Source organism: Nostoc cf. commune SO-36 (genome assembly GCF_023734775.1).
Classification (GTDB): Bacteria; Cyanobacteriota; Cyanobacteriia; order Cyanobacteriales; family Nostocaceae; genus Nostoc; species Nostoc commune_A.
On the sequence record NZ_AP025732.1, the window covers coordinates 21742 to 34683 of the forward strand.

At 44.2% G+C, this 12942-nt stretch carries 12 protein-coding genes; 2 read left to right on the forward strand and 10 right to left on the reverse strand.

Annotated elements, in window-relative coordinates; all coding sequences use genetic code 11:
* Positions 1-72 precede the first annotated feature (72 nt).
* The 6 genes from ANSO36C_RS00100 to ANSO36C_RS34655 all read right to left on the reverse strand — a co-directional run bounded on the left by ANSO36C_RS00100 (position 73) and on the right by ANSO36C_RS34655 (position 6337).
* Positions 73-333 carry a hypothetical protein gene (locus tag ANSO36C_RS00100; protein ID WP_251957846.1) on the reverse strand — a complete coding sequence of 87 codons (261 nt, stop codon included), beginning with the start codon at positions 331-333 and terminating at the stop codon, positions 73-75.
* Positions 334-427: 94 nt separating this feature from the next.
* Entirely contained in the window at positions 428-1213 is a 786-nt protein-coding gene (locus ANSO36C_RS00105; RefSeq protein ID WP_251957847.1) for a TonB-dependent siderophore receptor, read from the reverse strand.
* Between the two features lie 141 nt (positions 1214-1354).
* The gene (locus tag ANSO36C_RS00110) at positions 1355-2974 is read right to left on the reverse strand and encodes a TonB-dependent receptor plug domain-containing protein (protein ID WP_251957848.1); all 1620 of its coding nucleotides are present in this window, start codon (positions 2972-2974) and stop codon (positions 1355-1357) included.
* 126 nt (positions 2975-3100) lie between these two features.
* Positions 3101-3898, reverse strand: a complete 798-nt coding sequence (locus ANSO36C_RS00115; RefSeq protein WP_251957849.1) for a helix-turn-helix transcriptional regulator — start codon at positions 3896-3898, stop codon at positions 3101-3103.
* 673 nt (positions 3899-4571) lie between these two features.
* On the reverse strand, positions 4572-6119 hold the full coding sequence (gene typA / locus ANSO36C_RS00120) for a translational GTPase TypA (RefSeq protein WP_410174662.1): 1548 nt from the start codon (positions 6117-6119) through the stop codon (positions 4572-4574).
* Between the two features lie 5 nt (positions 6120-6124).
* Complete coding sequence (locus tag ANSO36C_RS34655) at positions 6125-6337, reverse strand: GTP-binding protein (RefSeq protein WP_410174740.1); 213 nt, start codon at positions 6335-6337, stop codon at positions 6125-6127.
* Positions 6338-6901: 564 nt separating this feature from the next.
* On the opposite strand from ANSO36C_RS34655, the gene atzF reads away from it, so the two are divergent.
* Together atzF and ANSO36C_RS00130 are read left to right on the forward strand one after the other, a co-directional pair.
* On the forward strand, positions 6902-8287 hold the full coding sequence (gene atzF / locus ANSO36C_RS00125; protein ID WP_251957850.1) for an allophanate hydrolase: 1386 nt from the start codon (positions 6902-6904) through the stop codon (positions 8285-8287).
* Complete coding sequence (locus ANSO36C_RS00130; RefSeq protein ID WP_251957851.1) at positions 8284-8703, forward strand: allophanate hydrolase-related protein; 420 nt, start codon at positions 8284-8286, stop codon at positions 8701-8703. Before atzF ends, ANSO36C_RS00130 begins: the two co-directional genes overlap by 4 nt.
* Before the next feature lie 286 nt (positions 8704-8989).
* Here ANSO36C_RS00130 and aroF read toward each other — a convergent pair whose 3' ends face one another.
* From aroF to ANSO36C_RS00150, 4 genes are all read right to left on the reverse strand, one after another.
* On the reverse strand, positions 8990-10090 hold the full coding sequence (gene aroF / locus ANSO36C_RS00135) for a 3-deoxy-7-phosphoheptulonate synthase (protein ID WP_251957852.1): 1101 nt from the start codon (positions 10088-10090) through the stop codon (positions 8990-8992).
* A gap of 82 nt (positions 10091-10172) precedes the next feature.
* On the reverse strand, positions 10173-11264 hold the full coding sequence (gene trpD, locus ANSO36C_RS00140) for an anthranilate phosphoribosyltransferase (protein WP_251957853.1): 1092 nt from the start codon (positions 11262-11264) through the stop codon (positions 10173-10175).
* 81 nt (positions 11265-11345) lie between these two features.
* Positions 11346-12575, reverse strand: a complete 1230-nt coding sequence (gene trpB, locus ANSO36C_RS00145) for a tryptophan synthase subunit beta (protein ID WP_251957854.1) — start codon at positions 12573-12575, stop codon at positions 11346-11348.
* A 151-nt stretch (positions 12576-12726) separates the two neighbouring features.
* Entirely contained in the window at positions 12727-12900 is a 174-nt protein-coding gene (locus ANSO36C_RS00150; protein ID WP_251957855.1) for a hypothetical protein, read from the reverse strand.
* Positions 12901-12942 lie beyond the last annotated feature (42 nt).

Here is a 12942-nt window from a genome sequence, read left to right on the forward strand (position 1 = left end):
CTAGCACAATAACGCGCTGCGGTTGAAGTGGAATTTCAACTTTACCTAAAGCATGGCTAACCGTTTTTGTTTCTATTGGCTTTGGTGCAAGCGCTGACTTGTGAGTTCCCATAGGTGTGTTGTATTACAGGCTGCGATCGCTAAAACCACAACTATGGTCAGAAAGAATGGTAAAAATTTGTAATTACTCTTACCCTGTCGGGATTGCCACAAGACACGCAATCTTGAAAAAACAGTCTTGGCAACCCAAACAAATTTAGTAAAAGTCAAAGCACAAGCAGCTTTAACACCAAGTAACAACCGCATAATTGTACTAATGGCTTTCTTTGTCATTGTGGAATATTTTGAATTAACTAATATTTGGCAGGTTGTTCAGAAGACTGATAATATATTCAGGCTCTACAAAAGAGAGAATTAAAACTCCCAGCTAAATGGAGCCGAAAATTGTAAAAGGCGCACCTCTTCGCAGGAATGTTCTACCATCGTCAGAGGTTCTAATATAGTCTGTATCAAATAGATTACGAATATTGATCCCAGCTTTAAAACCATTTCTACGGTAGTAAATCGCTGCATCGGTACGCAAGTAATCGGGTATTTCAAAAGAGTTAGCTGAATCTCCCGATCGCGTACCCAGATAAAACAGCCCCAAACCAAATCCCAAACCCTTCAAATCGCTATTTTGAAATTCATAGGTTGTCCAGAGACTAGCTTGATTTTCTGGCACACTCACTAATCGATTGCCTACAGGAATATCGTTATCTTCAGTTACTTCTGCGTTAGTGTAAGCATAGGAAGCGATCGCTTTCCAACCGGGCAAAATTTCCCCTGTAACATCTAACTCAATCCCTCTACTTCTTTGCTCCCCTACCTGAATGAAGTAATCAGGCTCCGCTCGTTCACGATCGGGAGTTAGAATATTTGACTTGGTAATCTGATAGGCTGCCAGTGTTGCCGACAGCCTACCCTCCAGAAAATCAGCTTTAATACCTGCTTCATACTGTGTTCCTCTTGTAGGCTCAAATATTTCACCATCAGGGTTTACTTCAGTTACAGGGACGAAAGATTGACTGTAGCTGGTGTAGAGAGAAATAGATTTGCTGGGCTGATATACCAAGCCGATTCGGGGGCTAAAAGCACTATTCTCCGGGTTTTGTGTAGTAGTCCCTGTAATGTCATCTGTATTCTCGCTGGAAATCCAATCCGAAGCGCCCACCGATCAATAGCTTCAGATTATCTAGAAAGCTAATCTGATCCCTGAAGGTAAATCCCGTAGGTTTGAGAACGATCGGTAGAACTAGAGCGTGGGTCATAGTTGAAGCCAGCAATGTCGTAGTTGGGATTGAAAATATCTAGATTAGGAACATCCCTTTGAACTTACCCTTGCAAAAGTATTAATATTACGATTGAAATCAAAACCCATTAAGATTTGGTGTGAAATTGATCCCGTATTAAACTTTCCAAGTAAGTCGATCTGTCCAAAATAGTTGTCTCTTGTGAAATCACGATCTTGAGCAAATTGCCGTAAGGACTGATCGTTTACTATCCCTGTTGCTAAAGTATATTCTTCATAGCTTCTATTCGTAACCACAGCAAAGTTGTTACGAATTTGCCAGTTATCACTAAACTCGTGGCTGAACGTATAGCCAAACTTTTGGGTTGTATTATCTACAAAAGCATTATTAGGATATGCCTGATAGAAGCTCCGAGGCAGAAAGGTATTATTGCTAAGAATTGAGGTATATTGCTCAAAAGTTCCTTTAAAGTTAATATACTCATAGTATAAAGTCAGGTCTGTTTTATCACCCAATTTCCAACTGATTGTAGGTGCAAATGTAGTCAGATTAGTGTTGACAAAATCTTGAAAACCATCTGAAGTTTGATAGCTGGCATTTAACCGATAAAGCAAAGTTTTATCACTGTTTAAAGGCCCTGAGAAATCAATACTGGGCTGATAAAATCCACGGTTCCCCGCCTCAAATTCGAGCTTATAATAGGGTTCACTCAAGGGTTGTTTGGTGACGACGTTGATGATTCCACCAGGTTCTACAGCCCCAAACAGAACCGAGGCAGGCCCTTTCAAAACTTCCACTCGCTCAATCGTCCCCACTCCTGTCAAGCTGTAAGAATCTACATCTCGATAGCCATTTCGGAAACTTCCACCCTGTTCAAATCCTCTGATAATGAAGTCTTGTGCAGGTGAACCGTTGTAGTCAGCGCCGTCAACTACGCCACTGACGGTTTCCACCGCCTCAGCTAGACTTCTGACGTTTCTATCTTCCAGCACCTCTCGCGGCACTACCTGAATTGATTGGGGAATATCGCGCAAAGGGGTATCTGTCTTTGTTGCAGTTGTAGCATCCTGTACGCGATATCCATCTTGCTCACCCGTTACCACTAACTCAATCGGCTCATCCTGCTGTGCTGCTGGTTCCTCTTGGGGTGTCTCACTTGTTGGCTTTTCTTGAGGTTGCGGTGTTTCTGGTTTTTGCGCCGCAGTTACAGCTGGTATCACGCCAAAAATTAGCCCTTCATCACCGTCAAATAACTCAACCGTTGGCAATCCCTCCTCACCTGTGACTGTCAACCGGATAGTATTGGCATCCAGATTTGCGACCGTTATCTCAGTAATACCCTCACCTGGTTTTTGGGAACGAAATATGAAAGCATCGCCACTGGGTAAACGCAATTGAGCATTAGGAATATCAGCAATAAAGTTATTTTCAGCACTACGATTTGTGATTTGCAGTTGTTCCCCTTGAGCCGTCTGTAAAATCACCTCCACACCTTTATCTGTAGGATTGGCTTTCACTCCCGTTACTTGCACAATATCTGATGAAGATGCTGGCGACTGTACCAGTAATTCTGCATGGGAAATCTCGCTTAGTTTAGCATCCTCACTTCTAGCAGGAATGTTGATTAAAACAACAACTGCACCTGTCAGCAGCAGACTTTGAAACAATTTATCTAACTTCATTTAGTCACCCGCACTCCCTCACACTACTTGACAGTATTAAGAAATTTTCTTAATTAAACTGGCAGTGTATGCATAATAAAGGATGCGGATTTTTTATTTGAACGCTAGACGGATTTTATTTGAACGCTAGACGGATTTTTGGCGCTGCTGAAAGTATTGTTTAGGATTCAAGCCGAACTTTTTACGGAAAGCAAAGGCAAAGTAGCTGCGACTATCAAAACCTACCCTAAATGCCACTTCTTCAACCTTCATTTCTCCTAATACTAAAAGTTGTCTGGCTTTTTCTAGCCGATAGTCGTGCAAATATTTAAACGCAGATGTCCCAAAAACTTGACGGAATCCACGCTTCAATTTGAAGTCATTTAGCCCTACTTGTCGTGCTAACTCTATCAGACTGGGTGGATTTTCTAGATTACCCAGCAAAATTTCCTTGGCTTGATAAATTTTGTCAATATCGCTCAAATCCCTGGCTGGAAACCTATGATTATGAACATCCTGCTCTTGAAATTGCTGAAAATGAAGCATAATCAATTCCATCGACTTACTTTCCAGATACATTCGCTTCATCAAGCCTTGATAAGGACACTGGAGAATATTAGATAACACTGTCCACATTTGCTGTGTGATTTCTCCTTGGTGGTAGTAAGGCTGTAACTTATCACCGATTAAAGCTTGGCGCAGGGAAATTGGTATTTGTTCTAATTCTTCCTCGTCAAAACTTTGAAAAAATTCCTGAGGTTCGATTTTCAGATAAATTCGTGAAAACTTCTCACCGGCTTTCCACCACTCCGTTTCTTTGATATCGCAGTTACATTCCAAATAATATCTGCCTACTGATTCGTCAGTCTCATCAGTTAAACCGTGGCGTTCAATTCTGACTTTTCCTGAGAGAAAAAAACTCAATCCAAATTGAAATTCATCCAAACTATATTTAACCCACACAAGATCATCAATAAACTCCCTTTCATTTATACAGATAGACAATCCATTACGTAATTTTATCCAGCATTCATAGATATTAGAGATATTTAAAATCTTCCCTTGGTGGATAGTATCAACCCCCTTTGATTGACTGGAAATTGCGCCATTTTGCCTTATTTTCTAGCCACAGTTCTTCCCACTCTGTATCTGTAAAACTTTTTGTCATGGTTTAATAATAATTACTGTCATTATCAAGCTGATATGTGATTGGGGCTGAGGCGCTGTTTAGAATTATCCAAAAAGCAAAAATGCTGTAGGATGCTTATGTCCTCTCCCAGCCAGCTTATTTTGGGGTAATACGTCATAGCGATCGCTCTGGCATTAAGTACCCCAGCAAGCTATATAACCCCTTAATTAAATAAGAAAGATTCTTAATTATTGCATGAAATACATCGTTAGAAAAGCGACTTGTTCACAGTCGCTTGTAGTGGCGCTAAATTCCACGCATCTGGCAGATGATAATTACAGCATTTGCGATCGCCATCGCCACTTACGAATTGATTGACTTCAAGTTGAGTGGCTTTTACCTTCAGATGTCTAACCTGAACTCAGGTTAATGACAAACTAAAAAGCCCGCAGCTGCGGGCTTTTTAAATTAATTAAGTTATTGCTTTACTTATCGTTTCGCCAACTTCTTCGACATCTTCCGCAGGCGAATCGATTGGGGTGTAACTTCCACCAGTTCATCGGCTGCGATGTATTCCAAAGCACGCTCTAGGCTCATGTCTATCGGTGCTTGCAGTTGTACCAATTCATCGCCACCAGCAGCGCGGTGGTTGGTCAACTGCTTGGTCTTACAGATATTTAGTTCCAAATCTTGCGAGCGAGTGTGTTCTCCCACAATCATGCCTCTGTAAACCTTTGTGCCGGGAGTAATAAAGAATGCTCCTCTATCTTCGGCGTTTCTCATGGCGTAGAAGGTAGAAACGCCTTCTTCAAAGGAGATTAAAACGCCTTTATTACGGGCTTCAATGTCGCCACTGATCTGACGGTAGTCTAAGAAGCTGTGGTTCATGATGCCTTCACCACGAGTCATCCGCATGAATTCACCCCGGAAACCAATCAAACCACGGGCGGGTATGACAAACTCTAGTTGGGTGCGATCGCCACTACCTGGTTGCATATCTTGCATTTCGCCTTTGCGTTGTCCCAGGCGTTCAATACAGCTACCCACGCCATCAGCAGGAATGTCTAACACCAAGAGTTCGTAAGGTTCGCAAGGTTGACCGTTGATTTCGCGGTAAATTACCTGTGGCTGAGATACCTGAAACTCGAAGCCTTCCCGACGCATGGTTTCGATTAAGATACCCAGGTGGAGTTCTCCACGACCGGAAACGAGGAATTTATCGGGAGAATCAGTTTCTTCGACACGCAAAGCAACGTTGGTTTCGAGTTCGCGGAATAGGCGATCGCGTATTTGACGGGAAGTTACCAACTTGCCTTCTTGACCGGCAAAGGGCGAATCATTCACCCAGAAGGCCATTTGCAAGGTTGGTTCATCTACTTTAATTAGTGGTAAAGCTTGTGGGTCATTGGGGTCAGTAATCGTTTCCCCAATATAAGCATCAGCGAAACCAGACACCGCGACAATATAACCTGCGGTTGCTTCTTCCATCTCTACACGCTTCAGTCCATCAAAGCCCATCAATTTGGTAATCTTACCCTTGACAATGGTGCCGTCTTCTGTTACTAAAGCTGCTTGTTGTCCTGAGCGGATAGTACCGTTGTGAATTCTGCCAATGACAATCCGTCCCAGATATTCAGAATAATCTAGGGTTGTAACTTGCAATTGCAGAGGTTTCTTGCTGTCGCCTACTGGTGGTGGAACGTGTTGCAGAATTGCGTTAAACAGGGGTTGCATATCTACCGATTCTGCTTCCAAGCTTTCCTTAGCAAAACCTGCCATACCGGAGGCAAACAGATAGGTAAAATCACACTGGTCTTCATCTGCGCCTAATTCTAAGAACAGATCCAATACTTTATCAACAGCAACGTGGGGGTCAGTTTGTCCACGATCAATTTTGTTGATAATAACGATGGGGCGCAGTCCTTTTTCTAAAGCTTTTTTGAGGACAAAGCGCGTTTGGGGTATGGGGCCTTCATTGGCATCGACAATTAGAAGACATCCGTCAACCATGCCGAGTAGCGCGTTCGACTTCGCCACCAAAGTCAGCGTGGTCCAGGAGTATCAACAATATTAATTATTGTTTCTTGTAGCGAACCGCCGTATTTTTGGAAAGGATGGTAATACCCCGTTCTCTTTCTAGGGCGTTGGAGTCCATAACGCAATCCGGAACGTCCTTCGCCTTCGCGGAAAATGCCGGATTGTTTGAGGAGTGCGTCAACCAGCGTGGTTTTACCGTGGTCAACGTGGGCGATAATGGCGACGTTGCGATTGGGAGCGTCCTAGAAGCTTTTGGTGAACTCTAGAGTTGGGTTTTGAGATTTACATTACATTTGAATGCTAGGCTTTTCTAACAGAATTGGGGATGATCAGCAAACTCTGTAAAGAACCTTTAACAATTCTAGCGTAATCGTCACAATTACGGTGAGTTTTATAAACGCTGCTGAGGGACTTCCAACTAAAAAAATACCCATCACTTTGGTGAGCAGGGGAAGCAGGGGGCGCAGGGGAGGAAGAATCTAGCGATCGTCTTCGCTCCCAAAATTGAATAATTTAATTTCTGGAAGTCCTTGAGACGGAAAGTTATGCAGGCTGAATTGTGCGCTTTGGGTTAAATTATTTATCCGATGTTGTTAGAAAGGTTAACAAAGGTAGTTGAAGAGCAGGTAAATGTATGGTTAAAACTTCTAAAATATATTTTGTTCCTTAAATTCAGTCTGGCTTATGCGACAATTAACACCAGCATTTTGGAGTTTTAAATAATGGCTTGAGTGTTAAAACGGCAATTGCAGAGAGTCAAAAAATCTAAAATCTAAAATTGTGTGAAAGACTTGCTCCACCTGGATATTACATCGCTGCTTACAGCTTATCGAACCGCTCAATTGCAACCAACGGATGTGATTGAGTCAGTTTATCGCCGGATTGCCGCACGGGGAAACGATGCCGTCTGGATTCATCTCTTACCACAAGCACAGGCGATCGCTCAAGCTCAATCCCTCGCTGGCAGGAATATCGATGAGTTACCTCTCTATGGCATCCCTTTTGCGGTGAAAGATAACATTGATGTGGCAAAAATGCCTACGACTGCTGGCTGTCCAGCTTACAGCTACATCCCCGAAAAAACGGCAACGGTAGTTGATCGCTTGCTTCAAGCTGGGGCAATTTTGATCGGTAAAACCAATCTCGATCAGTTTGCCACGGGGTTAGTCGGGGTGCGATCGCCTTATGGAGCCTGTAGCAGTGTTTTCCATGAAGATTATATTTCTGGTGGCTCTAGTTCTGGTTCCGCCGTGGCCGTGGCAGCAGGGCTGGTAAGCTTTTCACTAGGAACTGATACAGCAGGTTCTGGACGAGTCCCAGCAGCATTTAACAATATTGTCGGACTCAAACCTACCAGAGGTGTATTAAGTACTTCCGGCGTAGTGCCTGCCTGTCGTTCCCTCGATTGCGTTTCTATTTTCACATTGAATTGCCAAGATGCTGAAATTCTCTGGCAAGTTGCCAGTGGCTTTGATATCTGCGATAGTTATTCCCGCCAAGTTCCACCACAAACGGCAGCAATTCCATCATCTTTTTCCTTTGGAGTACCCAAGGCGGATCAATTGCAGTTCTTTGGTGATGCAGCCGCAGCAGATTTGTATGAACAAGGATTACAGCATTTAAAAGCGATCGGTGGGAATCCTGTTGAAATTGATTTTCAGCCCTTCCAGCAAGCCGCTAATTTGCTCTACTCTGGTGCTTGGGTGGCAGAACGACTCGCCGCTATTCAACCGTTCTTTGAAACTCAAGCTGATGCTATTCATCCGGTTGTGCGCCAAATTATAAGCAATGGTTTACGCTACACAGCAGTAGATACTTTCAAGGGTTTTTACGCTCTAGAAGCACTCAATCAAGAAGCTGCACAGCAGTGGCAAAAAGTCAATATTTTGGCATTGCCTACCACCGGAACTATCTACACCAAAGCGGAAGTAGAAGCCGAGCCGATCGCACTCAACACGAACCTAGGTTACTACACCAATTTCGTGAACTTGATGGACTTGTGTGCGATCGCTCTTCCCTCTGGCTTCCGTGCCAATGGTTTACCCGTTGGCATTACTTTAATCGGGCAAGCGTTTCAAGATGTGGCACTGTGTCAATTAGGTGGTTTGTATCACCATCAAATGGGCAATACTTCTGGTAAAACAACTGCTGCGAGGATTTCTGCATGACAACCGCATCCACCAATATGATTGCTCTTGCTGTTGTTGGCGCTCATCTCACTGGGCAACCCTTGAACTATCAACTGCAAGAGCGTCATGCTACTTTATTGAAAACCTGCGAAACCGCCTCCACCTATCGCTTCTACGCCCTTGCCAATACCCAACCTGCCAAACCTGGATTAGTGAAAGTTCTCGATGGTTCTGGGGTAGGTATTGAAGTAGAAGTATGGCAACTGAGTGCAGAAGGCTTTGGTACTTTTGTCGCCGCAGTACCGCCGCCCCTAGTGATTGGCACTTTAGACTTGGAAGACGGTTCCTCAGTTAAAGGATTTTTATGTGAACCTTATGTCATTGCCGATGCACAAGATATTTCCCAGTATGGCGGCTGGCGCAATTATCTTGCTAGTTCGGGTAAGACTAGCTAGATAAGACCTCTTGCAAAAGTGCTTTTTGCAAGGGGGAAAAGGGTAAAGGTTAAAGGGGAAGGGGACAATACAGAACCTTTTCCCCTTTTACCGACTTATGCAAGAAGTCTATAGAGCAATACAGTTCAGTTAAGCATCTCTTTCTTCTCTCTGCGTTCTCTGCGCCTTCTCTACGAGACGCTACGCGTTGGCGAAAGCCTCTCGTAGAGAAGGCGGTTCGTTAAAAAATTGACTTTGGAACCAGAGTTTTAGCCTTAACTGAACCGTATTGGTCTATAGAGGGGAACTACTTTGAGAGTTCTGGAGTGAGCATAATTTGGGTTTCACCAACGCGATTATATGCAGGTTTAGACCAGCGATCGACTACTTTGCCGAGAACTGACATATCTTGAACTAAGCGGTCAAATTTATCAGGGGTGAGAGATTGGGGGCCATCGGATAAAGCTTTTGCGGGGTTGGGGTGAACTTCAATCATTAAGGAATCTGTACCAGCTGCGATCGCAGCCATTGCCATCGATGGCACATATTCAGACCTACCCGTACCATGACTGGGATCAATCATAATCGGTAAATGGGTAAGCGATCGCAACACCGGAAGCACCGATAAATCTAAAGTATTCCGAGCATATTTGCCATCAAAGGTTCTGATTCCCCGTTCACACAAAATCACATTTGGATTTCCAGATGCCAAAATATATTCTGCTGCCATCAGCCACTCGTCAATTGTGGCAGACATCCCCCGCTTGAGTAGCACTGGTTTATCTTGAGCGCCTACCTTTTTGAGCAACGAAAAGTTGTGCATATTCCGCGCCCCGATTTGGATGATGTCAGCTGTTTTCGCCACTGCTGATAAATCGGCAGCATCCATGAGTTCTGTGACGATACCCAAACCAGTAGCTTCTCGTGCTGCTGCTAATAAATCTAAAGCGCTTTCACCATAACCTTGAAACGCATAAGGTGAAGTGCGGGGTTTGTAAGCTCCGCCACGGAGAAACTGCGCTCCTGCTGCCTTGACGCGCTTTGCTGTTTCGACAATCATCGCTTCATTTTCAACAGAACAAGGCCCAGCTACGATTACAATCGGGTGAAGTTCGCCGAAATAGATATCACCGTTAGGTGTTGGTACAACAACTTCGCTGGCTTCTCCATGTCGAAATTCTCGACTTACCCGCTTGAAAGGTTGTTGCACTCGTAATACTTGCTCAATCCAAGGGCTGAACTCTTGAACCTGTAATATATCCATGCTAATGGTATCACCAATTAGCCCCAGCACAACTTTATGAGTGCCAACGCTTTTTTCTACCGTGACTCCCCAAGTCTCACTCACTTCTTGGCTGATGCGAGTAATTTCTTCAACAGGTGTACCGCTCTTAAGTATGATAATCATCTATTTTTCCTTCCGTATAGTTTTTGGGTTTAATACAGTCCGTTCGTAGGGGCACAGCAATGCTGTGCCCTTACCTTGGGAATTAGCGCAAAAATTCAGCAAGTTGTTCTAGTTTTGTCCAAGCCGCACCGCTTTGGAGAATTTCCTTGGCAAGGGCAATACCTTTAACACAACCTGCTAAAACATCAGTTTCCCCATCAATCGCTTCACCAACTTGCAGCGCGAGAGCTGTATTTAAAGCGACGACATCTTGCTGCGCTTGAGTGCCTTTACCTTGCAAAACTGCCTTCAAAATTTCGGCATTTTCTTCAACATCTCCACCGCATAACGCCGCAGTGGGTGCAAAACTCAAACCAAGTTCTTGAGGATTGAGGGTTAGAGAACGCACTTTTTTATTTTGGAGTACAGCTAAATCAGTGACATCTGCCAAACCAGCTTCATCTAAACGTTCCCGTCCGTGGAGGGCGATCGCTTGCTGACATCCCAATTGAGATAAAGCTTGCACAATCTCCTCTAGTAAAAGCGGATCGTTGACACCAATAATTTGCCCTGTTGGCCGCATGGGATTTACTAGCGGGCCGAGTAAGTTAAAAACAGTCCTTACTTTCAAAGTTTTTCGCAAAGTAGCGATCGCCTTTAGTGCAGGATGCCAACCGGGAGCAAACAAAAAGGTGATTCCAACTTCACCCACTGCGGCTTGCACTTTTTCTGGAGTGGCGTTGAGATTTATACCCAAAGCTTCCAGCACATCAGCCGAACCAGTCTTGCTGGATGCAGAACGATTGCCATGTTTGGCAACCTTTACCCCGGCGGCGGCGGCAACAAAGGCGACAGCAGTGGAAATATTAAAGGTTGAAGCACCATCTCCACCAGTTCCACAGGTGTCAATTAGGGGGGCTGGGTACTGGGTGCTAGGTACTGGCGATTGGGATTGTAAGACACTGGCCATCCCGACTAATTCTTGGGCGGATACGCCTTTAGCTTGGATTGCGGCTAAAATCGCTCCTGAGAGGACATCGGGAATGGCATCTGTGAGCCAACCTTGCATCAAATCCGCAGCTTGGGAAACTGTCAACGATTGCCGAGCAAACAACTGTTGCAATAAAGCTGGCCAGTTGTATAACTCAGAAGTGACGGGGATGTTGTCAAGTGGGGTTTTAGTTACAGCTATCATATTTGTCGTTAGTCATTGGTCATTAGTCATTGGTCATTAGTCATTCACGAAGGATAAATGACTAATGACAAGAAGAGAAAACTAAGGAATAAGGACTTTGGCGACCGTTTGCACATCTTTGTCACCTCTGCCGGAACAGTTGATGACGATGCGGGGGTTGCCTTCTAGTTGAGGACAAAGGGTTTCGAGATATGCGATCGCATGAGCAGTTTCTAAGGCTGGGATAATCCCTTCTAGTTGCGAAAGCCTTTGGAATGCATCTAACGCTTGTTTATCGGTAACACTGTAATATTCGGCGCGACCAAGATCCTTTAAATAACTATGCTCTGGCCCTACACCGGGATAATCTAATCCGGCACTAATTGAATGGGGTTCGATGACTTGACCATCATCATCTTGCAGTAAATAGCTCATTGCACCGTGCAACACACCTATTTTTCCTTTTGTCAAGGTAGCAGCGTGTTTTTCTGTATCTACACCTTCACCCGCCGCTTCTACTCCGATTAAGCGCACCGAAGGTTCACGCATAAACTCATGAAACAAACCGATCGCATTGGAACCTCCACCCACGCAAGCCAGTAGAATATCTGGTAATCCTCCCCATTTCTCCTGAGCTTGAGCGCGAGTTTCTACACCAATTATCGCGTGGAAGTCACGGACAATCATTGGGTAGGGATGAGGGCCTGCAACAGAACCGAGGATGTAATGGGTTGTTTCTACATTCGTCACCCAATCCCGAATTGCTTCAGAAGTTGCATCCTTGAGAGTTCCCGTACCTGCTTCTACTGGTCGAACTTCTGCTCCCATCAACTTCATGCGGAACACGTTCAAGGCTTGGCGTTCCATATCGTGGACGCCCATGTAAATCACACATTTCAAACCAAACCTAGCACATACAGTTGCAGTTGCTACGCCGTGTTGTCCTGCGCCTGTCTCTGCAATTACTCGTTTTTTGCCCATGCGTTTAGCGAGTAATACTTGAGCCAAAGCATTATTAATTTTGTGAGCGCCTGTATGATTTAAATCTTCGCGCTTTAAATAGATTTGTGGCCCTGTGCCATCTGGTCTAGCGTAGTTTGTTGTCAACCGTTCAGCAAAATATAATGGGCTGGGTCGTCCTACATAATCGCGCAGTAGGTTTTGCAGTTCTGCTTGGAAACTCGGCTCGTTGCAATATTGATTAAATGCCGCTTCCAATTCACTTAATGCAGGCATTAAGGTTTCGGGGACGTACTTACCGCCAAATTTTCCAAATCTGCCTAGAGAATCTGGTTGCACAGTTGCAGTCTTGATGTCTTGTATGCTTACCACAGTTGAAAATCCTTTATGTTCAAGTATTTTTTACTTTTGTTCTAACTTTTTATCCCAATCTGAAAAATGATTGCGGCAGATGGACAGAGAAAACCCAGATACAGTAAGTGGTTTCCAATCCAAAATCTAAAATCTAAAATTCAAAATGGTATTAGAACTTATTCCACAGATAAAATTCTTTTCGCGTTTCTTTTTCACGGGTTTCGTAGGTATAGCCCAATTCCCTGTGATTCAAAACGTCTATAGGGCGCACCAAATCCTTAGAGTCAAAATTTGGTAATAGGGATAGCAAATCTCCTAATGCCGTAGCTTTGGGGGTAGACATACCGCCATCCCTAAGGCCACATTAGGTCTTTAAGGTTGTGTC

What these genes read in the sequence shown, in the direction of transcription:
- ANSO36C_RS00100 (WP_251957846.1), bottom strand. Translation starts at nt 333, where the DNA reads ATGACAAAGAAAGCCATTAGTACAATTATGCGGTTGTTACTTGGTGTT.
- ANSO36C_RS00110 (WP_251957848.1), bottom strand. Translation starts at nt 2,974, where the DNA reads ATGAAGTTAGATAAATTGTTTCAAAGTCTGCTGCTGACAGGTGCAGTT.
- ANSO36C_RS00130 (WP_251957851.1), top strand. Translation starts at nt 8,284, where the DNA reads ATGACAACCGCATCCACCAATATGATTGCTCTTGCTGTTGTTGGCGCT.
- aroF (WP_251957852.1), bottom strand. Translation starts at nt 10,090, where the DNA reads ATGATTATCATACTTAAGAGCGGTACACCTGTTGAAGAAATTACTCGC.
- trpD (WP_251957853.1), bottom strand. Translation starts at nt 11,264, where the DNA reads ATGATAGCTGTAACTAAAACCCCACTTGACAACATCCCCGTCACTTCT.
- ANSO36C_RS00150 (WP_251957855.1), bottom strand. Translation starts at nt 12,900, where the DNA reads ATGTCTACCCCCAAAGCTACGGCATTAGGAGATTTGCTATCCCTATTA.